The sequence below is a fragment of the Streptomyces yaizuensis genome, from assembly GCF_034961445.1.
GTDB lineage: Bacteria > Actinomycetota > Actinomycetes > Streptomycetales > Streptomycetaceae > Streptomyces > Streptomyces yaizuensis.
Map to the genome: position 1 here is coordinate 68541 of NZ_BSBI01000010.1, position 25463 is coordinate 94003.

The 25463-nt window shown below is 72.1% G+C and carries 22 protein-coding genes; 8 read left to right on the forward strand and 14 right to left on the reverse strand.

From position 1 onward, the window contains the following. Positions 1–5: 5 nt before the first annotated feature. The gene (locus tag SYYSPA8_RS23060; protein ID WP_407706071.1) at positions 6–2045 is read right to left on the reverse strand and encodes a HelD family protein; all 2040 of its coding nucleotides are present in this window, start codon (positions 2043–2045) and stop codon (positions 6–8) included. Positions 2046–2416: 371 nt separating this feature from the next. On the opposite strand from SYYSPA8_RS23060, the gene SYYSPA8_RS23065 reads away from it, so the two are divergent. Continuing rightward, the gene (locus tag SYYSPA8_RS23065) at positions 2417–2593 is read left to right on the forward strand and encodes a hypothetical protein (protein WP_323449189.1); all 177 of its coding nucleotides are present in this window, start codon (positions 2417–2419) and stop codon (positions 2591–2593) included. Between the two features lie 29 nt (positions 2594–2622). Here SYYSPA8_RS23065 and SYYSPA8_RS23070 read toward each other — a convergent pair whose 3' ends face one another. From SYYSPA8_RS23070 to SYYSPA8_RS23080, 3 genes are read right to left on the reverse strand one after another with little or no spacing between them, the layout of a single operon-like run. After that, entirely contained in the window at positions 2623–4260 is a 1638-nt protein-coding gene (locus tag SYYSPA8_RS23070) for a DNA repair helicase XPB (protein WP_323449190.1), read from the reverse strand. 53 nt (positions 4261–4313) lie between these two features. Continuing rightward, positions 4314–6701 (reverse strand): tetratricopeptide repeat protein, encoded by a 2388-nt coding sequence (locus SYYSPA8_RS23075; RefSeq protein WP_323449191.1) that lies wholly within the window; start codon positions 6699–6701, stop codon positions 4314–4316. After that, a complete protein-coding gene (locus SYYSPA8_RS23080; protein ID WP_323449192.1) occupies positions 6698–8395 on the reverse strand; it encodes a hypothetical protein in 1698 nt (565 codons plus the stop codon). The genes SYYSPA8_RS23075 and SYYSPA8_RS23080 overlap by 4 nt, the downstream gene beginning before the upstream one ends. A 330-nt stretch (positions 8396–8725) precedes the next feature. On the opposite strand from SYYSPA8_RS23080, the gene SYYSPA8_RS23085 reads away from it, so the two are divergent. The 3 genes from SYYSPA8_RS23085 (at position 8726) to SYYSPA8_RS23095 (ending at position 11233) form a co-directional block, all read left to right on the forward strand. Continuing rightward, the gene (locus tag SYYSPA8_RS23085; RefSeq protein WP_323449193.1) at positions 8726–10024 is read left to right on the forward strand and encodes an AAA family ATPase; all 1299 of its coding nucleotides are present in this window, start codon (positions 8726–8728) and stop codon (positions 10022–10024) included. Beyond that, complete coding sequence (locus SYYSPA8_RS23090; protein WP_323449194.1) at positions 10025–10669, forward strand: RloB family protein; 645 nt, start codon at positions 10025–10027, stop codon at positions 10667–10669. It abuts the gene before it with no gap. A gap of 288 nt (positions 10670–10957) precedes the next feature. After that, entirely contained in the window at positions 10958–11233 is a 276-nt protein-coding gene (locus SYYSPA8_RS23095; protein WP_323449195.1) for a hypothetical protein, read from the forward strand. A gap of 15 nt (positions 11234–11248) precedes the next feature. Here the strand turns inward: SYYSPA8_RS23095 and SYYSPA8_RS23100 are convergent, their stop codons facing one another. Together SYYSPA8_RS23100 and SYYSPA8_RS23105 are read right to left on the reverse strand one after the other, a co-directional pair. Then, positions 11249–11797 carry a hypothetical protein gene (locus tag SYYSPA8_RS23100; RefSeq protein WP_323449196.1) on the reverse strand — a complete coding sequence of 183 codons (549 nt, stop codon included), beginning with the start codon at positions 11795–11797 and terminating at the stop codon, positions 11249–11251. Between the two features lie 63 nt (positions 11798–11860). Continuing rightward, entirely contained in the window at positions 11861–14392 is a 2532-nt protein-coding gene (locus tag SYYSPA8_RS23105) for a helicase C-terminal domain-containing protein (RefSeq protein ID WP_323449197.1), read from the reverse strand. A gap of 112 nt (positions 14393–14504) precedes the next feature. Between SYYSPA8_RS23105 and SYYSPA8_RS23110 the strand changes: the two genes are divergently transcribed. After that, on the forward strand, positions 14505–15767 hold the full coding sequence (locus SYYSPA8_RS23110; protein WP_323449198.1) for a hypothetical protein: 1263 nt from the start codon (positions 14505–14507) through the stop codon (positions 15765–15767). 837 nt (positions 15768–16604) lie between these two features. Beyond that, on the forward strand, positions 16605–16925 hold the full coding sequence (locus SYYSPA8_RS23115) for a hydrophobin family protein (protein WP_323449199.1): 321 nt from the start codon (positions 16605–16607) through the stop codon (positions 16923–16925). Positions 16926–16979: 54 nt separating this feature from the next. Here the strand turns inward: SYYSPA8_RS23115 and SYYSPA8_RS23120 are convergent, their stop codons facing one another. From SYYSPA8_RS23120 to SYYSPA8_RS23130, 3 genes are read right to left on the reverse strand one after another with little or no spacing between them, the layout of a single operon-like run. Further along, positions 16980–17804 (reverse strand): ABC transporter ATP-binding protein, encoded by an 825-nt coding sequence (locus SYYSPA8_RS23120; protein ID WP_323449200.1) that lies wholly within the window; start codon positions 17802–17804, stop codon positions 16980–16982. Beyond that, a complete protein-coding gene (locus SYYSPA8_RS23125; protein WP_407706072.1) occupies positions 17801–18889 on the reverse strand; it encodes a FecCD family ABC transporter permease in 1089 nt (362 codons plus the stop codon). The genes SYYSPA8_RS23120 and SYYSPA8_RS23125 overlap by 4 nt, the downstream gene beginning before the upstream one ends. Positions 18890–18894: 5 nt before the next feature. Next, positions 18895–19905, reverse strand: a complete 1011-nt coding sequence (locus SYYSPA8_RS23130) for a FecCD family ABC transporter permease (protein WP_323449202.1) — start codon at positions 19903–19905, stop codon at positions 18895–18897. Between the two features lie 161 nt (positions 19906–20066). On the opposite strand from SYYSPA8_RS23130, the gene SYYSPA8_RS23135 reads away from it, so the two are divergent. Next, positions 20067–20741 (forward strand): HAD family hydrolase, encoded by a 675-nt coding sequence (locus SYYSPA8_RS23135; protein ID WP_323449203.1) that lies wholly within the window; start codon positions 20067–20069, stop codon positions 20739–20741. 3 nt (positions 20742–20744) lie between these two features. Here SYYSPA8_RS23135 and SYYSPA8_RS23140 read toward each other — a convergent pair whose 3' ends face one another. Next, positions 20745–20981 carry a hypothetical protein gene (locus SYYSPA8_RS23140; protein ID WP_323449204.1) on the reverse strand — a complete coding sequence of 79 codons (237 nt, stop codon included), beginning with the start codon at positions 20979–20981 and terminating at the stop codon, positions 20745–20747. Between the two features lie 199 nt (positions 20982–21180). Here SYYSPA8_RS23140 and SYYSPA8_RS23145 point away from each other — a divergent pair, with 199 nt between their 5' ends. Then, positions 21181–21564 (forward strand): cold-shock protein, encoded by a 384-nt coding sequence (locus SYYSPA8_RS23145; protein WP_323449412.1) that lies wholly within the window; start codon positions 21181–21183, stop codon positions 21562–21564. A gap of 140 nt (positions 21565–21704) precedes the next feature. Here SYYSPA8_RS23145 and SYYSPA8_RS23150 read toward each other — a convergent pair whose 3' ends face one another. From SYYSPA8_RS23150 to SYYSPA8_RS23165, 4 genes are all read right to left on the reverse strand, one after another. Further along, positions 21705–22544 carry a 1,4-dihydroxy-6-naphthoate synthase gene (locus tag SYYSPA8_RS23150; RefSeq protein ID WP_323449205.1) on the reverse strand — a complete coding sequence of 280 codons (840 nt, stop codon included), beginning with the start codon at positions 22542–22544 and terminating at the stop codon, positions 21705–21707. Continuing rightward, complete coding sequence (locus tag SYYSPA8_RS23155; RefSeq protein ID WP_323449206.1) at positions 22541–23272, reverse strand: futalosine hydrolase; 732 nt, start codon at positions 23270–23272, stop codon at positions 22541–22543. Before SYYSPA8_RS23155 ends, SYYSPA8_RS23150 begins: the two co-directional genes overlap by 4 nt. A 23-nt stretch (positions 23273–23295) precedes the next feature. Beyond that, positions 23296–23772, reverse strand: a complete 477-nt coding sequence (locus tag SYYSPA8_RS23160; protein ID WP_323449207.1) for a DUF2771 domain-containing protein — start codon at positions 23770–23772, stop codon at positions 23296–23298. A gap of 158 nt (positions 23773–23930) precedes the next feature. Further along, entirely contained in the window at positions 23931–25280 is a 1350-nt protein-coding gene (locus tag SYYSPA8_RS23165; RefSeq protein WP_323449208.1) for an MFS transporter, read from the reverse strand. Positions 25281–25463: the final 183 nt, after the last annotated feature.

A 25463-nucleotide genomic window follows, 5' to 3' on the forward strand; every position in this document is an offset into this window, starting at 1 on the left:
CCGCGCTAACCCAGCTGCTCCGGCAGCGGCTCCGCGTGCACCACCGTAAGACCGGAAACGGCCCTGGTCAGGGCCACGTACAAGCGTCGCAGCCCCGTCCGCTCGTCCGGTTCGCCCGCGACCACGGCGGCGGGTTCGGCAAGGACCACGTAGTCGTACTCCAGACCCTTCGCCAGGGACACCGGCACCAGGGTCAGCCGGGAGTCGGCGGTGGTCTCCTCGCCGGGGGCGATCGGGGAGTGACCGGCGGCGGCCAGGGCCTTCGCCAGCTCCGGGATGCGGTCGTCGGCGGCGATCAGGCCGATCGAGCCCTCGTGCCGCAGGGACTCCTCGCAGGCGGCGACGACCGCCGTGACCTGGGCGTCCGCGTCGGCGATGTGCTGGATCTCCAGGGAACCGGGGGACTCCCGGACCGAGCTGACCTCGGTCAGCCCGGGGGACATGTGCGGCAGCAGCCGGGAGGCGTACGCGATCACTTCGCGCGGTACGCGGAAGCCGGCCGTCAACTCTTCCACCAGCGCTTCCGGCTTGCCGAGATGGCTCAGGGCCTCGGCCCAGCTGCCGGTGGCCCACGGCGTGGTGCCCTGGGCCAGGTCGCCGAGGACGGTGGCGGAGCCGGTGGAGCAGCGGCGGCCGACAGCCCGGTACTGCATGGGGGAGAGGTCCTGGGCCTCGTCCAGGACGACATGGCCCAGTGAGTGCGTACGTTCCACCAGGTCACGGGCCTCGTCGATGAGGACGGCGTCGGCCCGTGACCACTTCGCGGAACGAGGGCTCCGGGCGGGCTTCGCCCACAGGACGGAGCGCTGTTCGTCTGCCGTGAGCACGCCGTCGGCGTGTTCGGCGAGGAAGTCGGCGTCGGAGAGGAGGCGGAGCACCAGTTTGGCGGGGTCGACGGGCGGCCAGATCGTCTTGACGGCGGCCTTCACGGCGGGGTTGCGGGCGACGGCGTCCTGGACGCGGTCGTCGGGGGCCTCGCCGGACTCCTCCATGCGGACGAGGACGGCGTGCGCGATCCGCTGCGGCAGGGCCTCGCGGGCGGCCCCGTACCGCATGTCCCGGCCCTGCAACTCTTCCACGATCTCGGCGAGTTCGTACGCGGGGATCCGCCACCGCCGGGAGCCCCGGACCACGACGACGGGCTCGGTGGGGGCGGTGACATGGGAGCGGAGGGCGCGGCGGAGCACGGTCGCCATGCGGGCGTCGCCCTTGACGACGGCGGCGGTCGCGTCGTCGGTGCCGCGTACGTCGACGTGGGCGACGAGATCGTCCACGGTGGCCTGCTGGACGGCGAGTTCGCCCAGCGCGGGCAGAACCTGCTCGATGTAGTGGAGGAAGGAGCGGTTGGGGCCGATGACGAGGGTGCCGGTGCGGGCGAGGCGCTCGCGGTGGGCGTAGAGGAGGTAGGCGACCCGGTGCAGGCCGACGGCGGTCTTCCCGGTGCCGGGGCCGCCCTGGACGCAGACCGTCCCGGCGAGTCCCGACCGTACGATCTCGTCCTGCTCGGGCTGGATCGTGGCGACGATGTCGCGCATGGGGCCCACGCGGGGGCGTTCGATCTCGGCCTGGAGCAGCCGGCTGGTGCGGTCGTGCTCCATGGGGTCGGTGAGGTTCTCGTCCTCGTACGCGGTCAACTCGCCGCCGGTGTAGCCGAACCGGCGGCGCAGATCGACGCCCTGCGGGTCCTTGCGGGAGGCGCGGTAGAAGGGCTGGGAGACGGGGGCACGCCAGTCGATCACCATGGGGTCGCCGTCGGCGTCGTGGACATGGCGGCGGCCGATGTAGAAGCGATGGCCCTCGTCGTCCCCGTCCCCGTCCCCGCCGGCGTCCGTGGCCGTGGCGGTGTCCGCGTCCGGGCCCAGGGGGTCCTGGTCGCCGTCGCGGCGGGCGCCGGGCAGGTAGTCCAGGCGGCCGAAGAAGAGGGGCGTGTGGGTGAGGTCCGCCAGCTCCTTGATGCGGTTCTCGATCTGCGACTCAAGTACCGCCGCGTTGACCCAGTTGGCGGTGACGTCGGCGAGGTTGAGGGCGGCGACCTGTTCCCGCATGGTGCGCAGCGCGGAACGGGACGCGGCCAGATGGCCACGCTCCCGGCTCAGCGGATCGTTTGTGCTGGTCAGAGGGGTGGGATCGAGCGCGGACACGGATCGGCCTCCAAGCTGGTGCACGGGCGTGGGGGGCCGGCCGGTTTCCGTCCGGGCGGCGGCGCTCCTCGAACAGGAGGCGGGCAAGACCGGCGATTCTAGCCAGGGGACGGGATCTCGTGCCACGCGGTTGTCGGCGGGAGGGAGGATGCGGGCCTCATCCTCAGGTGCCGCCCCCCGGGAGGAACCCCTATGCCTGTGGTCGTAGAGGCAGGGAGAGCCGTTTCCGTCCGTGGGCCGATGTTTCCCGGGGGCCGGAAAACGACGATGGATACATGACCACAGCGACCTTCAGCCCCAGCGTCCACACCACCCAGCGCACCGACGCGGACAACCACACGCCCAACCGGGCGAGCGGCCCGTTCCAGGCGGTCAAGGTGTTCATGGGCACCCTGTTCAGCGTGGCCGTCCTCGGTGAGTACGCGGAGGACGCGGGCGTCCGGCGCCGCTGACGACGCCCCGGACGCCCCTGCCCGTATCCCTACGTCAACAGCTCGTCCGCGTCCATGATCCGGTACGCGTATCCCTGCTCCGCCAGGAACCGCTGGCGGTGCGCCGCGAAGTCCTGGTCGATCGTGTCCCGCGCGACGACCGAGTAGAAGCGGGCCTCGTGCCCGTCGGCCTTGGGGCGGAGCACCCGCCCGAGCCGCTGCGCCTCCTCCTGCCGGGAGCCGAAGGTGCCCGAGACCTGGATGGCGACCGTCGCCTCCGGAAGGTCGATGGAGAAGTTCGCGACCTTCGAGACCACGAGTACCGAGATCTCCCCCTGCCGGAACGCCTCGAACAGCTTCTCCCGCTGGGCGTTGGACGTCTCACCCTTGATCACGGGCGCGTCCAGATGCTCACCCAGCTCGTCCAGCTGGTCGATGTACTGCCCGATGACCAGCGTCTGCTCGCCCCGATGCTTGGCGACCAGCGCCTCCGTGACCTTCCGCTTGCTCGCCGTGGTGGCGCAGAAGCGGTACTTCTCCTCGCTCTCGGCGGTCGCGTACGCGAGCCGCTCCGACTCGGTGAGATTGACGCGTACCTCGACACAGTCCGCCGGCGCGATATAGCCCTGCGCCTCGATCTCCTTCCAGGGCGCGTCGAAGCGCTTCGGCCCGATCAGCGAGAAGACGTCGGACTCCCGGCCGTCCTCCCGCACCAGGGTGGCGGTCAGACCGAGCCGCCGCCGCGCCTGGAGATCGGCGGTGAACTTGAACACCGGCGCGGGCAGCAGATGCACCTCGTCGTAGACGACCAGGCCCCAGTCGCGGGAGTCGAACAGCTCCAGATGGGGGTAGATCCCCTTCCGCCGGGTCGTCAGCACCTGGTAGGTGGCGATGGTGACCGGGCGGATCTCCTTCTTCGTACCGCTGTACTCGCCGATCTCGTCCTCGGTGAGCGAGGTCCGCTTCACCAGCTCGTGCTTCCACTGGCGGGCGGAGACGGTGTTGGTGACGAGGATCAGGGTCGTGGCCTTGGCCTCGGCCATCGCACCGGCTCCGACCAGCGTCTTTCCGGCGCCACAGGGGAGGACGACCACCCCGGAGCCACCATGCCAGAAGCCCTCGACGGCCTGCCGCTGATAGGGGCGGAGCGCCCAGCCGTCCTCGGCCAGCTCGATGGGGTGGGCCTCGCCGTCGACATACCCGGCGTGGTCCTCGGCGGGCCACCCCAGCTTGAGCAGCGCCTGCTTGATCTGGCCGCGCTCGGAGGGGTGCACGGCCACGGTGTCGTCGTCGATCCGGGTGCCCACCAGGGGCTGGATCTTCTTGGACCGGAGGATCTCCTCCAGTACAGGGCGGTCGGTCGACGTCAGCACGAGCCCGTGGACGGGGTGCTTGCTGAGCGTGAGCCGGCCGTAGCGGGCCATGGTCTCCGCGACGTCGACCAGCAGCGCGTGCGGCACGGGGTAGCGGCTGTACTCCACGAGCGCGTCCACGACCTGCTCGGCGTCGTGCCCGGCGGCCCGCGCGTTCCACAGGCCGAGGGGGGTCACCCGGTAGGTGTGGATGTGCTCGGGGGCGCGCTCCAGCTCGGCGAAGGGCGCGATGGCCCGACGGCAGGCGTCGGCCTGCTCGTGGTCGACCTCCAGGAGGAGGGTTTTGTCGCTTTGAACGATGAGCGGTCCGGTCACGCCTGCGCCCTTTCCGATAAGCCAAACCTCCAGTGTGCCTCATCCGCGAGCGATCACCTCGGGCTCTCGGCGGGTCGCCTGCCTGCTCCTATCCGCCTTCGTAGCCGGTTGGCGTAGTCGATCGTGTCGGCGGCGCTCTTCGTGTCACCCGTCTGCTGGTAGAGGCCGGCGGCGAGCTCCAGGTTTTCCAGGGCCTCGGTGTTGTGGCCCTGCTGGAGAAGGGTGGCCGCGAGGCTCCTGAGTTCGTGGGCCAGGTTGTGATCGTCCTTGCTTTCGAGAAACGCCTCCAGGGCGAGGGTGTGCAGCGCGACGGCCTTCTTCGGCTTGCCCTGCCGCTGGCGTACGAGAGCCATGTTGCCCAAGGTCATGGCTTCACCGCGGCGGTCTCCCAGGCGCCGGAAGACGTCCAGGGCCTCCTGCTGCGCGGTGAGTGCCGCTTCGAACTCTCCGGTAGTGGTCAGCGTGTCGGCAAAGTTGGACAGTCCGATCGCTCTCTCGTGGGGGATGAGCAGGCCGTCGGTTATGTCGAGCGCGCGTTTGTGCAGTTCCAAGGCCTGCTCTGCCTTCCCCTCGTTGCGCGTCGCCTTGGCGAGGCCGCCCAGGGCCTGGGCGTAGCAACGGAGGTCGCCCTGATTTCGGAAGACCTTCATCGCCTTACGGAAGGTTCGGGAAGCCTCCTGCACACGGCCCAGCTCGATCAGTGTCTCGCCGGTGTTGCTCAGGGCACGCGCCACTCCGAGCCGGTCGTCGACGCGCTTGAACAGGTGTGCGGCTTCGGTGTGGGCGGCCACGGCCTCCTCGAACTTGCGCTGCTCGTGGAGCGAGAGACCTAGATTGTTCAGCGCACCGGCCAGGGCGCGGCGTTTTTTGAGCCGTCGGCAGATCCTGATGGCTCTGTGGTGCGTACGGACGGATTTACGCAGCTTGCGCATGTCCCGGAGCACCAGGCCGAGGGAGCTGAGCAGAGCAGCCTGGCGAGAACTGTCCTGCCGCTTTCGGCTCGACCGGATACCTGCGGTCAGCACCCACCTGGCGTCGCCCAGGTAATGCGTCTCCATCAGGAAATTCGCGGTGGGAACCGCAAGAGCCACACACATCAGATGGTCACCGACCCGGTGTGCCCAGAAAACAGCGGCGACCAGAGTGTGCCGTTCGCTCTCCAGCCACTTCAGCGCCGCTGCCCGATCGGCGAAGTGGGGGTCCGGTACAGATCGCGGATGTGTGGGGTGGAAGAGTGTCTCACAGGCGAGCGTGGTCATTTCGTGGAGATAGGCGAGCAGACGCATGAGGCCCTCGCCCCAGGAATCGTCGCCGGACATGAGCTGATTTCGTGAGTAGAGGCGTACGAGACTGTGCTGCTGCCAGCGACCGAACGGCTCTCGTGACTCGACCAGGTGCCGACGGTCCAGGTCCAGCAGAAGCCGTTCGGTTTCCTCGATGCTTCCGCCGTACAACTGGGCCGTAGCCTCGGTGGAGAAGTTCGCTCCGGGGTGCAGGGATATCAGCCGGAAAAGCCTGGCCTGATCTTCGGTGAGTCTGGGATAGGACAGTTCGAAGGCCGCGGTCACGGCACGTTCTTCCCGGCTCAGCAAGGAGAGTCTGGAGTGCGCGTTCTCGAGACTTCGGCGGAGGTGGGACAGCGGCCGGGGCGGCACGTCCACCAGCAGGGACGCCAGGATACGCAGGGCCAGCGGCAGGCCACCGCACAGCGCGACGAGCCGCTCGGCCTCGCCTGCCTCGTCCGCCACCCGCGTGTCCTCGGGCAGAGCTGTACGGACGGCATCGCTCAGCAGCTCCCGCCCCTCGTCGGCGGGCAGTTCCCGCAAGGTCAGCGTCAGCGCGTCCAGTTCCGCGAGGGAGTGCCGCGAGGACACGAGCGTCGCCGTGCTCCCGTCGCTCGGCAGAAGGTGGTGGACCTTGTCGCTGGCGGGTACGTCGTCCAGGACGACCAGAACCCGTCGTCCGGCAGCGGCGAGCGCGGCGAGCGCGGAACGGTACACGGACGTGCGCTCATCGATCCCGGGGGGAATGTGTTCCGGGGGTATTCCGAGTGCTCTCAGCAGGGTGCCGAGTGCCCGCTTCGGCGACACGGTGCGCTCGGCGTCGTAGCCGTGCAGATCGGCGAAGAGGACTCCACCGGGGAACCAGTCCTCTTCCCGGAGCGCCCTATGGGCGGCCTGGAGCACGAGCTCGGTCTTGCCCGTACCCGCCAGTCCGGCCACCATGACCGTGCCGGCCGTCCCGCCCGGCGCCGGCGGCGCCAGGGCTGAGAGAGTCTGTTCCAGCTGGGCGTGGCGCCCCGCGAAGGTCGGCGACCGCCGGGGAAGTCCGGCGAGCGCGGGATCCGGGCGGTCCGGCAGCGTGAGGTTGACAGTCCGTCCCTGGACGACGAAACCGAAGAAGACACCTCCGCTGATGTGGTTCTCGGTTCTGTCCGTCATTTCCCCGCCTGCCAGTGTCGGGCGACGGCTCTGCTGAAAGCGAGCACCTCAGCGGTGGTGAAGGTGCTCCGGTTCTGCTCGGTGACCACATAGCCCAGCTCGCGCCAGGCGTGGAGAAACGCGGGTTCGATACCCATCTCGGCCGCGCGTTCCGTCATGTCCAGCAGCATGTTGTCGATGTACTCCCAGGTAAGACGGGTGGGCTCGTCGGCGTCGGGGTCAAAGAACAACGGGTCGCCCGGCCCTGGGTCGCGTCCGAATTTCTCCCGGAAGGCAACCCGCTGGCCTGCCAGGGCTTCCTTCAGTTCTTGTCCATGTGGGGAATCCGTCGATATCCGCACCACGGAACTGCCATCTGCGTTCCAGATGCGCTCGACGGGACGGTCGAATCGGCGGAGCGAGGGTGTGGCCCCGCCGGACTTCTTGCGGATCTTCTCCCGCACTGTGTCGCGCACGGCTTCGCGCCGCTTCGCCCAGCGGTCGTCCGACTCCTGCGGTGTGCTGTCCGAGCCGTCGGCGCTTTCGGTGTCCTCAAGATCGTCGGACTGTCCGCGAGCGACGGCGCTCAGATGCATCCGGGTTCGCATCCCCACCCAGTCCAGCAGGTCCGGAGTGATCACGCCGTCCAGGGCGGACACCTGAGGAATGCCCAGCTCGAAGGCGAGTCGCGGCAGGGCGAGACCGGGCGAACTGGTCCAGAGCAGGGCTTCCGACGGGATCGGCTCGGTGAAGGCGGGTACGGCGAAGAGGCGCCCGAGGGTCTCGGAGACGGACATCTCCAGCTCGGGAGCGACAATAAGGATGTCGAGGACCGGCACCAGCGGCGATGCCTCGTCCAGGGAGGAAGCCCACGCCGAGGCATGTTCGCCCATGTCCTCCAGAAGCTCGCCGGGCTTCGTCAGGAGTGCCGCGTACAAGGCCGCCAGCAGTAGTCCGGATTCCTCCCTCACCGGCAGCTCGTCGTCATGGAACCGGTGCAGCCCGTCGCGGAGAACGGCCTGCGGTGTGTCATCGGCCCACCGTTTGTCGTCCCGGCCCTTCCAGAAGCGCTTGACCCGCTGCTTCGCATCAACCGGCGGGTCGGGGAGCGGCAGATCCGGTGACGGCCCGAAGACCGCACGGCAGTCCTGGAGGGCCGGACCGGGCAGCAGTCGGCGAGGCAGGCGGCGCTGGTCGAGTCCGGCCGTTTCCAGCCGGCCGATGAGCGCCAGCATCAGCCTCCCGTCGTCCACCGGGAGCCCCAGATCCTCGCTCGCCGCGACGGCCTCGCGGAAGAAGCGCAGGATGCCCTTCCCGTGCACGGTGCCGCGCAGCAGGCGAAGCCAGGCGTCACGCGCGTTGGCGAACTCGAACTCGTCACTGAACGATTTGGGCCAGACCGTTCCCAGGAACAGCGTGTCCAACGGGTCCATCTCCTGGTACCAGTACGGAGTGGTCCCCTCCTGTTGGGCGATACCCAGCGCTCCGTAGCCGAAAGCGTAGGCGCCGGCCAGGCTGAGCTTCCCTGGTTCGTTCGAGCGCAGCAGCCGTCCGAGTGCCGCGTCGCCAAGGGCCTGTGGGCCATCGCCGGCCGCCGCTTCGGCTGAGACGGCTCTCGCCGCTCCCTGCGCCCGCTGTTTCCGCTTCTTCCTCGATGCCTTCCCCATATCGCCCTCCCAGGCGCGAGGAGGACGCGCCGAACCGGGTCCGGTCACGTTGTCCAGGAAACCTCGACACATGGAACAACGAATCCGTTGTGTGGGAGCGGGGGTGTGTCGGGCGGGTCTCATCGGAGGGCGTCCCGCGCTCGGGCGGGTGCATTCCGGCTTGACCGCAGGAACGATGAGCGGTCCGGTCGCGGCTGCGCCCTTTCCGGTAAGACGATCAGTGTGCCGCACGGGTGTCCGTCTCCGCAGGCGATCCCTGGCGACCAGTACTCGTGAGGGTGAACGCCACTGGTTGTTGCGCCAAAGGGGCGGTACCGTCAAAGTCTGACGGAAAACACCGCTCAACGACAGCTTGCAGCGCTTGAGGAGGAGGTTGCCGTGCTCTTGCGGTTCCAGGTGACCAATCACGCGTCGTTGCGGGACGAGCAGGAGTTGTCGCTGATCGCCTCCGACCGCCATCCGGGACGCGCCGAACGCGAGCTGGCCAATGGCGAGCACAGCGTCGTCCCCGTCGTGGCGGTCTACGGTCAGAACGCCTCCGGGAAGTCCAATGTCATCGACGCGATCGAGTGGATGCGCGGGGCCGTGCTCTCGTCCTTCCGGAGCTGGGATCCGACGGTCGGTGTCCCCCGGCGGCCCTTCGCGCTGCGCCAGGACGCCGGCGCGTGGCCGAGCACGTTCAGTATGGATTTCGCCCTGGACGGGGTGCACTACGAATTCGGGTTCACCGTCGACGACGACCGTGTGACCGAGGAATGGCTGTACTTCCATCCGGACCGCAAGGCCAATCGCCTGTACGAGCGCACGGGCGACTCCGTGGTCTTCGGACGTTCCCTGACCGGGCGGAAGAAGGCCATCGCCGAACTGCTCCGGCCGAACAGCCTGTATCTCTCGGTCGCCGCCGCACATGGTCACCCCCGGCTCAGCGAGGTCTACCGGTGGTTCCAGCACGGGCTGCGGCTGGCGACCGACCGGAACTTCCGGGGGCGGCTGGACCACACCGTACGACTGCTGCTCGACACGCGGGACAAGAACGACTCCGCAGTGGTCGATCTGCTGCGCTTCGCGGATCTTGGGGTCTCCGGTCTGGAGATCGAGGAACCGGACGAGAGCGTGCTGGACGAGTACCGCCGCATCACGCAGGCGATGCGGGATGTCCTCGGCGACAAGGTGCGGGTCGAGATGCCGGGCCCGCGTTCGGTGCGGGTGAATCACCGTACGGGTGAGGGGGTCTTTCCCCTGGATCTCGCGGACGAGTCGAGCGGAACCCGGACCTGGATCGGGATTCTGGGACCGGTGGTGAGTGCCCTGGCCGAGGGAACCGTCCTGTGCGTGGACGAACTCGACGCCCGGTTGCACCCCCATCTGGTGGACGCGCTCGTCGGCATCTTCCAGTCGCCCCATCTAAACCCGTCCGGAGCGCAGCTGCTGTTCAGCACTCATGAGGCGGCGCTGCTGGGGAAGAACGTCCGGACCGAGCTGTACCGGGACCAGGTCTGGTTCACCGAGAAGGATCCCGAATCCCTCGCGACCCGGCTCTTCCCGATGACGGAATTCCATGTGCGCGATTCGGTCGAGAACCTGGAGAAGCGTTATCTCGCGGGCCGTTACGGTGCGGTTCCGCATCTGGACGACGATGTGCTGAGGGGTATTTCCCTGGCGGTCGGAGGGGCTTGAGTGGGACGTCGGGGGAAGCCGCTGAAGCGGCCAGGCAGTTTACGGCCGGAGCAGCTGAGGTTTCTGATCTACTGCGAGGGCGAGTGCACGGAGGACCAGTACTTCAAGGGGCTGCGCAGCGAACTCCGGTCCCTGCCGGTGACGATCTGCCTCGGCGGGACCCACGGAGAACCGAAGTCGCTGGTCCGGGCCGCGATCAAACACAAGGAGCGGGCGTCGGCGTCGGCCGATGACCGCTTCACGGCGTACGACGAGGTGTGGTGCGTCGTGGATGTCGAGGCGCCGAAGCAGCACGCGTCGCTCACGGAGGCCCTGGCCCTGGCGGAGAAGGCGGATGTCAGGGTCGCGCTGACCAACCCCTGCTTCGAGTTGTGGATCCTGCTGCATTTCCGGGACGTCGCCGGCTTCCACACGTCCGACGACATGCAGCGGGCCCTGGAGCGGGCGGCCGACTGCGGATACCGGGTCGGCCGGAAGCATCTCGACTACCGCGAGGTGGCCGGGCCGGAAGGCCGGAACCACCTGGTCGCCGGGGAACGGGCGCGAGGGCTGCGGTCGCGCAGCGCGGACGGCTACCGGGCGAACCCCTGGACGGACGTGGACCGGCTGGTGGATCTGCTGCGTCAGGCGCGGGCGCGGGGCTGAGTATCCCGGCAGGTGCGGATGAGTACGCGTACGGTGCCCGCGCGGCGGGTCGGCAGGTTGGCTGGGGGCATGACGTACGGATACGGGCCGCAGGGTCCCCAAGGACCGCAGCAGGGACCTCAGGGACCTCAGGGGCCGCATGGGTACGGACCCCAGGGGCCGCAGGGGCCCCACGGGTACGGGCCCCAGGGCTTCGGAGCGCCGTCCGCGCCCGGGTTCGGGCCCGGGCCCGGGGCGGTTCCCGGGCCCGTGCCGGGGGCGGGAAACCCGGCGGATCGGCGGTGGTGGGTGGCGCCCGCCGCCGGGTCGGTCGCCGCGCCCCTGCTCGCGTACGCCGACTACACCGGTTTCGGCGAGCGGATCCCCCTCGCCCTGGCGCTCGCCTATCTGGTGCCCCTGTTCTTCGTGGCGCTGAGCTGGTTCGGCGAGCGGACCCTGCGGACGCGGACGCGGCGGATCGCCCTCGCGATCGGGGGGAGCGGGCTCGCGTTCGTGCTCATGGACGCCGTGATGGGGCTGCTGGCGGTGGGGTGGCTGGTGTCGAACGTCGTCAAGGCGTTCTAGGGACGTCCATGCAGGTCAGGCCAGTGTGATCGTCCAGTCGACCAGGCAGTCGATCATGATCAGGCCCGGGCCCGGCAGCGAGACCGGGCCCCGGAACGGGCCGGGGCCGAAGCGGACCCTCCTGGCGTTTCCGCCGTCGAACGCGAGATGGTCGACGTTCGCGTAGCCCTCGCCCGTCTCCAGCCGGATCCGGGTCTCCGGGCCGGTGTGGCGGAGTACGGCGGGCCGCTTGCCCGAGGCCGTGCGCAGTTCGGGCAGGGTGGCGGAGTTCCCGAACCCCAGCCGCCAGCGCGGGAGCACCGAACCCCCCGATACCGGCTTCACGATCCTGACGTGCGTGTACTTCCTCGGCACCACGGTCCGGCCGGGCGTCCCGCCGTACGTCTGGGTGAACAGCAGGGCGCCCCGCTCCAGCCGGTCCGGGGTGTCGATCACTCCGTAGACGTAGAAGGACGACAGCGGGCCGCCCTTGACCTCCATCAGCGTGGCCAGGCCCGTCCGGGCGTGCCGCACCGGAACCGTGGAGCCGCCCCAGCCCCGGTGGGACAGGTCTATGAGATCCATGGGGCGAGTGTGGCATTCACCCGCCCCCCGGGTCATCCGACGTGTCCTCAAGGTGCCGGCGGGTCAGGACAGTTCGTCCGCCAGGTCCGCGACACCCGTGATCCGGTGCAGCGGATACGTGCGCACCTCGTCCGCCGTGTGGTCGTACGCCGTCACGAAGCCGCCCTCGACCCGCACCGGGGCGATCACGCGCTGGCTCGCCGCCCCCTCCGCGTTGACGTAGCCGATCCACAGGGCCGAGCCCGTCATCACCGCCGCCTGCACGGTGGCCAGGGTCTCCGCCGCCGACGAACGCGGGAGGGCGCCCGGCCGGCGCGCGGTGGCCGGGCCCGGCTCGGTGCGCGGGGCCACCGTCGCCGCCAGGTCGCCCGCCCGGATGGCGCGGACCGCCATGCGCAGCAGTGGGGCATCCGGGACCGGGGGACCCTCGGGGACCGGGGCCGGAGGGGTACGCGGCGGAGTGCGCCGGGCGTGGGCGCGGGCGATCACCACATCGCCGTCCGCCGACTCGGCCGCCGGGGCGTACCCCATCGACCGCAGCCCTCCGATCACCGTGCCCGGGTCGGCCTGCGCCGCCACCACCGTCGGCGCGAGTCGGCGCAGCCCCAGGCCCAGGGAGCGCTTGTCGGCCAGGATCTCGTCCAGCATGGCGTCGTCGTCGCAGCGCAGATACGCCGACGCCGCGCCGATCCGCAGCCGGCCGTGGCGGCGGGCCACGTCGTCGATGAGATAGCTGAGCGGCTGCGGTACCGGTGTACGCGAATGGGCCGCCAGGAAGGTGTGCAGGTCGACCGCCGTGCGGCCCGCGTCCAGCGCCCTGCGGACCGAGCCGGGCGTGAAGCGGTACACCGTCGCCCCGCCCTTGGACTCGACGTCCGCGAGCACCGCCAGCGTCTCCGCCAGCGGCCGTTCCAGCGGGCCGGGCGCGACGGCCGTCAGGTCCGCCTGGAGCAGGATGTGATCGAGCGGCACGATCAGCAGCGGCGCCAGGGCGAGCGCGGCGGCGGCCTGGGCCGCGCCCCGCTCGACCGTGGTCAGCGGAACGGCCTCCGGCGCGGGCCCCGGCGCCTGGTCCGGCGGACCGAGCAGAGCGCGGCCGTGGACGGAGAGCGCACCGCGCCCGGTGACACCCAGCGCCTCCGCCTCGCTCAGCGTCCACGCGGCCATCCGGGCCCGCGGGTCCACCAGCGGATCCCCGGCGGCACCGGCCCGTACCGGGCGTTCCCAGCGCAGCCGGGCGAGCACGCTCTCCGCCTCGGCGGCCGTCCCCGGGGGCAGCTCCGCGAGCAGCGCCAGCACCCGCTGCCGTACCTCGGGGGCCGCCGAGCGGTCCAGGCCGGGGCCGAGCGCCGACAGCGGGCGGCCCTTGGCGTCCTGGCCGCCCACCAGGCCCGGGACCCGGGTGGCGGTCAGCCAGGCGTCCGCGAGCAGGGCCCACCGCTCCCCGGCGGGCCGGTCCAGCCACTCGTCGTACACCGGCGTCGGCGCGTACCGCTCGTCCGCCTCGCCGTCCGCCGCGAGCAGCCCCGCCGCGTAGGCCACTTCCAGCCAGAACGCGGCCATCGGCTCGCCGACGTCCAGCGCGGCGGCGGTCCGCTTGAGGTCCCGGACCGCGAGACCGCCCGCGCGGAGCACCGGTGGCCCGCCCTCGTGCCAGTCGCGCAGCAGTTCCTCGACCATCCCCAGCGCGGCGAACGCCTGGCCCGCCGCCGCACTGTCCACAACCTGTGGACGGCCGGTGCCGACCGTCGCCGCCGGCACCAGGGCCGGCGGCACCGGCTCCGGCGTCCGGTGCGCGCGGCCCGCCCGCAGATGCAGCGCCGCCTCACGCGGCAGCACCAGCGTCCGCGGCGACGTGGGCAACAGCAGCCCCCGGTCCCGCAGCCAGCGCACCGGCGGTGTCGGTTCGGCCGTGACCTCCCCGTACGGCGGGCCCCACACCAGCCGGTCCAGGACCGCCAGCGCGCCGGATGGGGCGGTGTCCAGAAGGTCCGCCATCCGGGTCCGGTCGGTGAACAGGGCCGTCAACGCGACGACCGCCGACACCGGATCGTGGGTGCTGGGCAGCCCGGCGGCATGGAGGATCTCCTGGATCCGGCCCGGGGACATGCCCGACGTGGCCTCGGCCACCGTCGGCCCCAGACCGGTCGGCGAGGGCCGGCCCGGCGCCGGGGCCAGCAGCTCCCGCGCGGTGCGGACCAGCCGCAGCCGGCCGTCACCGCCCCACACGAGCGCCCGGTCGCGCAGCGCCGCCACCGCGCCCGGCAGCGCGGCTTCGACCTCCGGATCGCCGTCGTCGCCGGTCAGAAGGGTGAGAAGAGCCGGATAAGGGGCCGCGTCGGGCGCGATGGCCAGCGCCTCCGCGACCTGGAGGGTGAACCGGTCGAGCCGTTCCAAGGCCCGCAGGACGGAGGCACGGGTGCCCGCCCGGGTGGCCAGCTGGGTCAGATCGGCGGGTACGGGGTTGAGCAGATCGGGCCGGGCGCGCAGCAGCGCGGCCAGCTCCTCGTCGCCTCGGCCGCGCAGGGCTTCGGCGAGGGTGCGCGGGCCGCTGCCTGCGTCGGTGTCCACGGGTGCTTCGGGCGTTGTCCCCATCCGCCCCACGGTAGTCGCTGGCGAGCGCCGCGACAGTCCCCCGAGCCCGTGGGGCGCGCTACGGTCGGCGGGAGGCAGTGGGCAATGTCGGGCAGCGTCAAGGGGAACGGCCGTGGGGATCGAGAGCGACCAGCTCGTCTACGACTATCTGAGCCGGGTCGGGGATCTGGCCCATCAGCGCCAGTTGCCGTCGGGCGCGCGCAGGGAACTGGTCGCGGGACTGCGGGGGGAGATCGACCGGCAGCGGGCGGCGGCGGGGCCCGACAGCCCGGCGGCGGTACGCAGGATCCTGGGGCGGCTCGGTACGCCGGACGAGGTGGTGACGGCGGCCGGCGACGGCTCGGGGTCCGTTCCCCGTCCCGGCCCCACCGTCCCGGATGCCGCTTCCGCTTCCGGTTCCGGTTCCGGCGGGCGGGGGTTGCGGCGCTGGATCCCCGGCCCGCGCCCGGAGACGGCCGCCACCGAGCCGTCCGCTTCGGGGCCGGTACCGGGCTCCGATACGGGTACGGGGTCGGGTACGGGATCTGGGCCGGGTACGGGTACGAGGCCGGGCACGCGCGGCGTTCGGCGCTGGATCCCCGGCCCGCGCACCTCCGCCAACGGCGCCCCCGCCCCTGAGGCGCCCGCCCCCGCCACGCCCGGGCCCGCCCTCGGCGGCACGCCGCCCCACCTCGCGGGCCTGGACGAACGCGGCAGCGGCGGCCAGGACACCGACTGGTGGGACATCGCCCCCCGCCCGTTCGGACCGGGGGAGCACGTCGCCGGATTCACCGGCGGGGTCGAGATCCCCGAGATACTGGCGCCGCCGCGCCGGGACGACGAGGAGGCCCCCGACGCTCCCGCCCCCGGCCTCCCGGACGCCCCGGCGACCGGCGGCCCGGTCGACCTCACCAAGGAAGCGGCCCCGGCCTCCGACGAGGAGGGCGACGCACCGCCCCGCCGGCCCGTGCGCCGGCTGCTCGCCCGGCTGCGGCGGCGTCCCGTGGCCCCGGCGGACGACGACGGCGCGGCCCCCGACACCACCGCCGCCGCGCCCGGATTCCACCCCGGCGGCGTGGTCCCGGTGCTCGCCGCCGCCCTGCTGGTCGCGGGCGCGGTCCTCGCCTCCTGGGTCGCGCTCGGCATCGGCTGGCTGCTGGCCTGGGGCTTCTGCCGGCTCTCCGACCGGGAGCGGAAGTTCGCCGTCCTGGGGATCCCGGGAGTGGCGGCCGCCGTCGGACTTCTGTGGATCTGGGGCCGGGAGGACGGCCGCTGGGGCGAGCCCGTCCCGGCGGACGGGATGGGGGACGCGCTCTCCGCCGCCGCGCCCTGGCTCATCAAGGGCGCCGCCGTGGCCTCCGCGCTCTTCGTCCTCTGGCGCGCCCGCCGCCGCTGACGGCCGGTCCCGGAGGGCCCCGGGGCGAACTGTGTTCCAGCTTCTCGCCTTTTTGCGAACGGCTGCGGGGTCGCGGAAGCGCTGGGTACGGTGTCGTACTGTGCCTCGAACTGACGGAAAGTCTGCAATGTCGGAATCTGCGGAAGTGGGTAAAAACGCTGCCCTGCCGCGATAGAGCCCCAGGTCGCGAAGGGCGCTCCCCGCGTGTGCGGGGATGGTCCCCGGCGACTTGGCCACATGGACGGGGGGATTGGGCGCTCCCCGCGTGTGCGGGGATGGTCCCGGCACGTCGCTCAAGGAGGCGTTGGACTTGATGCGCTCCCCGCGTGTGCGGGGATGGTCCCGAGCGGGTGAAGGAGGCGCGGCAGATGCCGGAGTGCTCCCCGCGCACGCGGGGATGGCCCCTCGGCGGCCTCGGAGTCGAAGTGGTTGCCCCGGGTGCTCCCCGCGCGCGGGGATGGTCCCGAGCTTGGACCGCTCCTTCACCAGGTCCGCGAGTGCTCCCCGCGTCTGCGGGGATGGTCCCGACCAGATGGTGTACGACCTGGTCCTCGGTGGGTGCTCCCCGCGCATGCGGGGGATCTCCCGCCCACGCGCCATCAACCGTGCCCCCACCTCCCCCCAGCCGCTCGCCGCACCCCCGCACGGCCGTCGCCCCGATGCCGCGATCGGGTGGTTTTCCGCCCGTCCGGCCCGTGAATCAAGGAACGGGGCGCAGAGTTGTCGCCGACCGGCCCGGCCGGACCCTTCGGATGTACGACCCGCATACCGCCGGCGCATGCCCGTCTGCCTCGTACACCCGTACAAGGGACGGTTTTTCGAGAAGAGGACAGCGCCATGCAGAACACCGCCCACCGGCTGGCCGCCCCGACGGCCGCCGCCGTGCTCGCCCTGGGAGCCGCCCTCGCGGGCGCCGTGCCCGCGCACGCCGCCGGCCCCACGCCCCTGCGGTGCGAACGGGTCGGCTCGCCCGCCGACGACCCCGCCATCGGGGCCCTGGCCGCGCTCCTGGGCATCACCGTCCAGGACATCAGCGGCCCCGTGGGCCTCGACTGCACCGAGGTCCCGGGCGGCGACGGCCGGGTGAACTTCTGCGCCACCCAGAACTACGGCGTCCTCGCCGTCGGCGACCGCCCCAGCGGCCGCACCTGCCGCTGAGCGCCGAGGAGCGCCGAGGAGCGCAGAGGAGCGCCGAGGAGCGCCGAGGAGCCGCTACTCCTTCGACAGCTGAGGCGGCACCGGCACCGGCACCGACCCGTACGGCGCCCCCGGCACCACCAGCGGCGAGCCCGTCACCGGATCCGGCACCACGACCGCCGCCAGGCCGAAGACCTCGCGTACCAGCTCCTCCGTGACGACCTCCCCAGGCGGGCCCTCGGCCACGATCCGGCCCCCCTTCATCGCGATGAGGTGGTCCGCGTACCGGGCGGCCTGGTTGAGGTCGTGCAGGACGGCCACGACCGTGCGGCCCCGCTCCCGGTTGAGCCGGCGCACCAGGTCCAGCACCTCGACCTGGTGGGAGATGTCGAGGAACGTCGTCGGCTCGTCCAGCAGCAGGACATCCGTCTCCTGCGCCAGCGCCATCGCGATCCACACCCGCTGCCGCTGCCCGCCGGACAGCTCGTCCACGGACCGGTCGGCCAGCGCGCCCACGTCCGTACGCTCCATCGCGTCCGTGACGGCCCGCTCGTCCTCCTCGGACCACTGCCGCCACCACGCCTGGTGCGGCTGGCGGCCCCGCGACACCAGATCGGCCACGGTGATCGCCTCGGGCGCCACCGGCGACTGCGGCAGCAGCCCGACCGACTGGGCGATCCGCTTCGTCGGCAGCTTCGCCAGCTCCGTGCCGTCCAGCAGGACCGCCCCGCCGCGCGGCTTCAGTAGCCGGCCCAGCGCGCGCAGCGTGGTCGACTTGCCGCAGGCGTTGGGGCCGACGATGACGGTGACCTTCCCGTCGGGGACGGCCAGGTCCAGGTCCTCGACGACGACGCGGTCCTCGTAGGCGAGCGTCAGCTCGCGCGCGGTGAGCCTGCTCACGATGTCGATGTCCTTCCCGAGGTGCGGCCGCGCACGAGCAGCCAGATCAGATAGGGGGCCCCGACGGCGGCCGTCAGCACGCCGACGGGCAGTTCGGAGGGGGCGAGGAGCCTGCGGGCGAGCAGATCCCCGAGGACGACGATCACCGCGCCCAGCAGCGCCGACGAGACCAGCGGGATCTGCGCGGTACGGGTGAGTCTGCGGGCGACCTGCGGGGCGAGCAGCGCGACGAAGTCGATCGGCCCCGCCGCGCCCGTCGTCACGGACGCGAGGACGACACCGACGACGACCAGTCCGGTACGGGTGCGGTCCAGCCGGACCCCCAGCGCGGTGGCGGTGTCGTCGTCCAGGGACACGTTCCGCTGCGCGCGGGCCGCCCACAGCACGGCGGGCAGCAGGAGCAGCAGCGTCCAGTACAGCGGCGTGGCCTCCTCCCAGCCGCGCCCGTTGAGGGAGCCGGTCATCCAGATCTGCGCCTGCGCAGCGACGACGTGGTCGGTCTTGGTGAGCAGCAGCATGGTGACGGACCGCAGGGCGACCGCGAAGCCGATGCCGATGAGGACGAACCGGGTGGCGTGCAGTCCGCCGCGCCAGGCGAAGAGATAGATCAGGGCGGCGGCGAGGAGTCCGCCGGCGATCGAGAAGTACGGCAGCAGGGTGTGGGAGGCGACGCCGAGGGTGAGACCGGCGACGGTGACGGCGGTGGCGCCCTGGCTGATGCCGATGATGTCGGGGCTGGCGAGCGGGTTGCGGGCGACGGTCTGGATCAGCGCTCCGGCGACGCCGAACGCGAGCCCGACGAGGAGCCCCACCGTCATCCGGGGCAGCCGCAGCTCCCCGACGACGAGTTCGTGGGGGGTCTCCTGGCCGGTGAGGACCTTCACGACCTCGGCGGGGGCGATGAACGTCTCGCCGACGGAGAGGTACGCGACGCAGACGGCGGCCAGGACGGCGGCCAGGGCGCCGGCGGTGACGGCGGACCGCCGGTGCAGCAGGAACGCGGCACGCCCGGCCCGTACGACCGTGTATCCGGCGGGGCGGATCCCGGCGGCGCTCCGGGGGCGCTTTTCGAGCCGAGTCGGCACGATGCTCACGCGGGGACCGCCTTCCGCCGGACCAGGGCCACCAGGAAGGGCACCCCGATCAGGGCCGTTGTCACTCCGGCGGGTATCTCGCCGGGCGGGAGGACCACACGGCCGACCACATCGGCCACCAGCAGCATCGTGGGCCCCAGCAGCGCGGCGAGCGGCAGCACCCAGCGGTGGTCGGTGCCGACGAGGGCGCGGGCGATATGGGGAACGGCCAGGCCGATGAAGGCGATCGGCCCGGCGGCCGCGACCCCGGCGCCCGTGAGGACGGTCGCGCCGATGCCGCCGGTGATGCGGATCGCGGCGACGTTCTGGCCGAGGCCGGTGGCCATGTCGTCGCCGAGTGCGAGGGCGTCCAGGCCCCGGGCGGCCATGGCGACCAGCACCACGCCCACCACCATGAACGGCCAGACCTGGGAGACGATCTCGGCGTCCCGGCCCGCGACCGAACCCACCTGCCAGAAGCGGAACTCGTCCAGCGTCGCGGCCTTCACGGAGAGGATGCCGGTCGTGACGGCCGCGAGCAGGGCGTTGATGGCGGCGCCGCCGAGGGCGAGTTTCACCGGGGTCGCGCCGCCCCGGCCCCGGGAGGCGATCGCGTACACGGCGACGGAGGCGAGCGCCGCGCCCACGAAGCCGAACCAGATGTAGCCGCCGAGGGTGTGCGTTCCGGCGAAGGCGATGGCGATGACGACGCCGACCGAGGCGCCCTGGCTGATGCCGAGGATGGCGGGGTCGGCGATCGGGTTGCGGGTGATGCCCTGGGTGACGGTGCCGGCCAGCGCGAGGGCCGCGCCGACCATCACGGCGATGAGCGTGCGAGGCACCCGCATCTCCGTGACGACGCGGGCGTCGTCCGATGTGCCGCCGTTCAGGAGGGCGTCGAAGACGGCGGACGGCGCGATCGAGCGGGCCCCGACCGCGAAGCTGAGCAGAGCCGCGACCAGGAGGGCCACGACGGCTGCCGCCGTCCACCCGATGCGGCGGACCGCGAGCGCGCGTCTGGCTGACATGGAACCCCATCGGTGGTGCGGATGAGTAAGGTTTGGTAAGGCTTGGCTCACTATAAAGGGCGGGTGTATGGGGCACGGATGGGCACAATGGGCCTGTGACCTCGCAGACTCCGCACCCCGCCCCGCATCCCGCCCCCCGCCCGGCCTCGTCCGTTGGCTCCATGGCCGCTGACTCCACGGCCCTGGACTCCATAGCCGGCGCGGACGACCGGCCCGCCCCGGCGTTCACCGTCGGCTTCGACCTCGACATGACGCTGATCGACTCCCGGCCGGGCATCGCGGCGGCCTACCGGGCGCTCTCGGCGGAGACAGGGGTGTGGATCGACGCGGACCTCGCAGTCACCCGGCTGGGCCCGCCGCTGGAACAGGAGCTGGCCCACTGGTTCCCCGATGATCAGATTCAGGCCATGGGCGATCGTTACCGCGCGTTGTACCCGGCGTACGCGATCGAGCCGAGCACCGCGCTGCCCGGCGCGCGGGAGGCCGTCGCCGCCGTGCGCGCGGCGGGCGGGCGCGCGATCGTCGTCACCGCCAAGCACGAGCCGAACGCCCGGCTCCATCTGGAGCACCTGGGCATCGTCCCCGACGCGGTCGTCGGCTGGCTCTGGGCGGAGGCCAAGGCCGAGGCGCTGCGCGCGTACGGAGCGCGGGTGTACGTGGGCGACCACCTCGGCGATGTGCGCGGGGCACACACCGCCGACGCCCTGTCAGTCGCCGTCCCCACCGGCCCCTGCACCGCCGATGAGCTGCGGAAAGCCGGCGCGGATGCGGTACTGGCCGATCTCACCGAGTTCCCCGCGTGGCTGCGGGGGCATCTGGCCCGGCACGGTTCCTGAACGCTAGGAGACCGCTTTGGCGGCCCGTCGCTGGGCGGCGATCGAGCGCATGACACCCGCGCCGGAGATGGCGAACCCGACGCCCATCAGCATGCACACGGCCCAGGCGATCGGGGGGAACGGGTCGGTGCCGAGGAACAGTGGTGCCATAGTGGCGAGAGTGGCCACAGCGCCGACGATGAAGACGATGCCGCCGATACGGACCAGCCGGTCACCCGGGGCGTCAGGAGTAGCAGTCATCCAGCCAGGGTAGTTCCCCACGGGGAGGAACCGATCGGCGACGTCTTGTCAGCGGCCCCTGGACCATTAGCCTTGGGTTGGGCGGGTCAGACGACCCGCTGTGGTGCTTCCAGGGCTGGTATTCGGCGATGCGGCGAGTCGGCGAGTCGGCTTCCGGTGGCTCCCATCGCCCCAACGAGTACGAATGACGAGGACAGACGTGCCTACCGGCAAGGTCAAGTGGTTCAACAGTGAGAAGGGCTTCGGCTTTCTCTCCCGTGACGACGGCGGCGACGTCTTCGTCCACTCGTCAGTGCTGCCCGACGGGGTCGACTCCCTCAAGCCCGGTCAGCGTGTCGAGTTCGGCGTGGTCGCCGGCCAGCGCGGTGACCAGGCACTGTCCGTGACGGTTCTGGAGCCCACCCCCTCGGTGGCGGCCGCCCAGCGGCGCAAGCCCGACGAGCTGGCGTCCATCGTGCAGGACCTCACGACCCTCCTGGAGAACGTGACACAGCAGCTGGAGCGCGGCCGGTACCCGGACAAGGCGCACGGCTCGAAGATCGCCGACATGCTCCGGGCGGTGGCGGACCAGCTGGACGTCTGAGCGGCGCGGCAGGCGCGGCAGAAGCGACAGGCGCGCCGGGCGCGGCAGACGCGCCGGGAAGCGGGAAGTGCGGGGACGGACCGATGGCCGTCCCCGATGGTGTACCGGGGGTCGTCCCCGGTGGTGTACCGGGGGCCCGGTCAGACGAAGTCGAGGGCCCCCGGCGCCGGCGCGGGCACCAGACCCTCCGCCGCGGCCCGGGTGAGCAGCCCCCGTACCGCCGCGTAACCGTCCTCCCCGAGGCCCGCCGTGAACTCGTTCACGTACAGACCGATGTGCTGATCGGCGACGGCGGGATCCATCTCCTGCGCATGGGCGCGGACATAGGGCCGGGACGCCTCCGGGTCGTCCCAGGCCATCCGCACGGACGTACGGATCGACTCGGCGAGCGCGCGCAGCCTCTCCGTGCCCAGCGACCGGCGGGCGATGATCGCGCCGAGCGGGATGGGCAGGCCGGTGCCGCTCTCCCAGTGCTCGCCCAGGTCGGCGAGGCGGCGCAGCCCGTACCCCTGATAGGTGAACCGGGCCTCGTGGATCACCAGACCGGCGTCCACCCGGCCGTCGCGGACCGCCGGCATGATCTCGTGGAACGGGAGGACGACGACCTCACCGACCCCGCCGGGCACCTGCTCGGCGGCCCAGAGCCGGAAGAGGAGATACGCGGTCGACCGCTCGCTGGGGACGGCGACGGTGCGGCCCGTGAGATCGAGGCCCGGCTCCCGGGAGAGCACCAGCGGCCCGCAGCCCCGGCCCAGGGCGCCGCCGCAGGGCAGCAGGGCGTACTCGTCCAGGACCCACGGCAGCACCGCGTAGGACACCTTCAGGACATCGCCCTCGCCGCGCTCGGCCATGCCGTTGGTGATGTCGATGTCCGCGAAGGTCACATCCAGCGCGGGGGCGCCCGGGACCCGGCCATGGGCGAGGGCGTCGAAGACGAAAGTGTCGTTGGGGCACGGAGAGTAGGCGATGCTCAGGGTCACGGCTGCTCCTCGGGCTCTTCGGACTCTTCGGGCTCTTCGCGGGCCGGCAGGAACTCTGCCGTCGTGAGCAGGTCGGGGGCCAGGTCGTGGAACCCGGTCACCAGCGCCGCCAGGGCGTCCCCGATCCGCCAGGCGGCACGGTCGCGCGGGCCCACCGCGTTCGAGACCGCCCGGATCTCCAGCACCGGCACACCCTGCCCGGCGGCGGCCTCGGCGACCCCGAACCCCTCCATCGCCTCGGCGGCGGCCCGGGGGTGACGCGCGCTCAGGGCAGCGGCGCGGGCGGCCGTCCCGGTGACCGTGGAGACCGTCAGCACGGGCGCGCACACGGCCCCGGTCACCCGGGCGGCCCGCGCGGCCAGCGCGGCGGGCGGCAGATGCGTGGTCCGGCCGAAGCCCAGCTCGTCCACGGTCAGAAAGCCGTCGGGGGTCTCGGCCCCGAGGTCGGCGGCGGTGATCGCGTCGGCGACCACCAGCGAGCCGACGGGGGCCCACCGGGGGAAACCGCCGCCGATGCCCGCCGACACGACCAGGCCGTACGGGGTGCCCGCGGCGGCGGCCAGCGCCAGCTCCCGGGCGGTCGACGCGGCCGCGGCGGCCGGTCCGACCCCGCCCGCCAGCGTCCGCAACAGCCCTCCGTCGCCGACGTCGGCGGCGCCGGACATGCCGATACCGGTGGCGACCGCCTCGGCCTCCGCCGCCACCGCCGTCACCACCAGGACGCGCACGGGGCGCCCCGCCCGGCCGGCCGTCACTTCTTTTCGAGCGTGAAGGTCCAGATGCCGATGAGCTTCTTGCCGTTGGTCTCCACGATGCTGATCTTCGTCTTGCTCGGGGCCTGGCCCGTCTGCGAGGTGAAGAACGCGCTCGCCGGGATGGACCGGTACGTCTTCTTGTACGGCTCCTGCTCGGCCGGCTGGCCGCCGATGAAGAGGGTCCAGCCGTTCTCGGCGATCTCCGGGTCCACGCCGAAGCGGATCTTGTCGTCGAGCGCGACCTTCACGGTCTTGCCCGGCTTGTCGTTCAGGCAGCCCTGGACCAGGGACTCCTTGATGGCGCTGCCGTCGTTGTAGCAGGCGGCCTCGGAGTTCACGGACTCCGTCCCGACCGTCACGGTCGCGAGCGGCGTCGGCTTCTCGCACGCCGAGAGGGTGAGGAGCCCGGCCGCGACGACGGCGGTGATGGCGGCGGCCCGACGGCACTTGCCGGAGATGAACGCAACGGTCATGGCCAGAAGGCTATCGGTCCCGCCCCGCCAACCCGCGCGGGGGTCCGGCGTGCCGCCGGGCTCACACCGCCGCCCGTGGGCGGCTTGGGGGTGTTCGCGCCGATTGGGCATTACGCCGTACGGGTCTTTCGCGCCGTACGTTCGCGCCGTCCGGACGGCTACGCCACCCGGGGGCGGGCCCGGCCGCCGTGCCGGGCCGCCGCGAGCAGCCCCCGCACCGAGACCGCCGCGCCCGCGCAGACGATCCCCGCCGCCACCGCCATGCCCAGCACCCCGTTCAGCGGCAGCACGATCCCGATCGCGCCACCCACCACCCACGACATCTGCAACAGCGTCTCGGAACGGGCGAACGCCGACGTCCGCACCTCCTCCGGGACATCACGCTGGATCAGCGCGTCCAGGGACAGCTTCGCCAGCGCCTGGCAGAAACCCGCCGTCGCCGCGAGGACCGCGACCATCCCCGCCCCGAAGAACACCCCCGCCAGCACCGCCGCCGTCAGCACCACACCGAGCACCGTCGCGATGATCGCCTCCGGACCCCGGTCCCGCAGCCAGGCCCCGACCGTCGTCCCGCACGCATTGCCGAGCCCCGCCGCGACCCCCGCCATCGCCAGCGACACCGCCGCGCTCTGACCGGCCAGCGGATGCTCCCTGAGCAGGAACGCCAGAAAGAAGATGAGAAACCCGGAGAGCATCCGGAACGAGGAATTCGCCTGGAGGCCGTGCAACACCGACGGGCCCACCGTCCGCAGCCCCGGCCGGCGCCGGCCCGGCGGCAGGATCAGCGCCTTGCGCTCACCCTTCGCGGAATCCACCTTCGGCGGCAGCCGCAACGCCCAGAACGTCCCCAGCGCGAACAGCGCGCACGCCCCGTACAGCGGCCACTGCGGGCCGATCCGGTGCAGCCCCGCACCGACCGGGGCCGCCAGGCCCGTCGCCAGCAGCCCCGCGAGCGTCACCCGCGAATTCGCCCGCACCAGCGAGAACCGGGGCGGCAGCAGCCGGGGCACCACCGCGCTGCGGATCACCCCGTACGCCTTCGACGAGACCAGCACCCCCAGCGCCGCCGGATACAACTCAAGCCCACCGGTCGCGACCGCCCCCGACAGCCCCAGCGCCAGCAGCGCCCGCGCCAGCATCGCCCCCGCCATCGCGGCCCGCCGGCCATGCGGGATCCGGTCCAGCAGCGGGCCGATCACCGGCGCCAGCAGCGCGAACGGAGCGAGGGTGATCGCGAGGTACAGGGTCACCCGGCCGCGTGCCTCGTCCGTGGGTACGGAGAAGAAGACCGTGGACGCCAGCGCCACCGTGATCATGACATCGCCGGCGCCGTTCACCGCGTGCAGCTCGATCAGCCGCCCGAGCCCCGACTCGCCCGCGCCCTGGGCGTGCGTCGCCCGCCGAATACCCCGCGCCGGGCCCGTGAACGGCAGCCGCAGCGCACGTCCCACCGCCCGGCACGCTCTCCCGAACGGTCCGGGCCCCTCGGACGACCTGGCGGCGGCCACCCCGCCATACTGCCCCAAGGACCCGCCCGAGGAGGCGCGATACGGTCCGCCGGACCGTCGGATGCCCCCTGGTCGGTGCATGCAGGTGGGCTCCGAGCTGCGAACGGGGTAGCGTGCGTAGCGCGCCACCGGCGACTGTGCCCGGCCGCGCGCCTCTTCGGCATCCCGCAGAATGGATGACGT

Bases quoted from the DNA above. Each gene is read 5' to 3' on its own strand.
- SYYSPA8_RS23060 (WP_407706071.1), bottom strand. From the start codon at position 2,045: ATGCGGGAACAGGTCGCCGCCCTCAACCTCGCCGACGTCACCGCCAAC.
- SYYSPA8_RS23065 (WP_323449189.1), top strand. From the start codon at position 2,417: ATGACCACAGCGACCTTCAGCCCCAGCGTCCACACCACCCAGCGCACC.
- SYYSPA8_RS23075 (WP_323449191.1), bottom strand. From the start codon at position 6,701: ATGACGGACAGAACCGAGAACCACATCAGCGGAGGTGTCTTCTTCGGT.
- SYYSPA8_RS23100 (WP_323449196.1), bottom strand. From the start codon at position 11,797: ATGGATCTCATAGACCTGTCCCACCGGGGCTGGGGCGGCTCCACGGTT.
- SYYSPA8_RS23105 (WP_323449197.1), bottom strand. From the start codon at position 14,392: ATGGGGACAACGCCCGAAGCACCCGTGGACACCGACGCAGGCAGCGGC.
- SYYSPA8_RS23115 (WP_323449199.1), top strand. From the start codon at position 16,605: ATGCAGAACACCGCCCACCGGCTGGCCGCCCCGACGGCCGCCGCCGTG.
- SYYSPA8_RS23130 (WP_323449202.1), bottom strand. From the start codon at position 19,905: ATGTCAGCCAGACGCGCGCTCGCGGTCCGCCGCATCGGGTGGACGGCG.
- SYYSPA8_RS23135 (WP_323449203.1), top strand. From the start codon at position 20,067: ATGGCCGCTGACTCCACGGCCCTGGACTCCATAGCCGGCGCGGACGAC.
- SYYSPA8_RS23140 (WP_323449204.1), bottom strand. From the start codon at position 20,981: ATGACTGCTACTCCTGACGCCCCGGGTGACCGGCTGGTCCGTATCGGC.
- SYYSPA8_RS23160 (WP_323449207.1), bottom strand. From the start codon at position 23,772: ATGACCGTTGCGTTCATCTCCGGCAAGTGCCGTCGGGCCGCCGCCATC.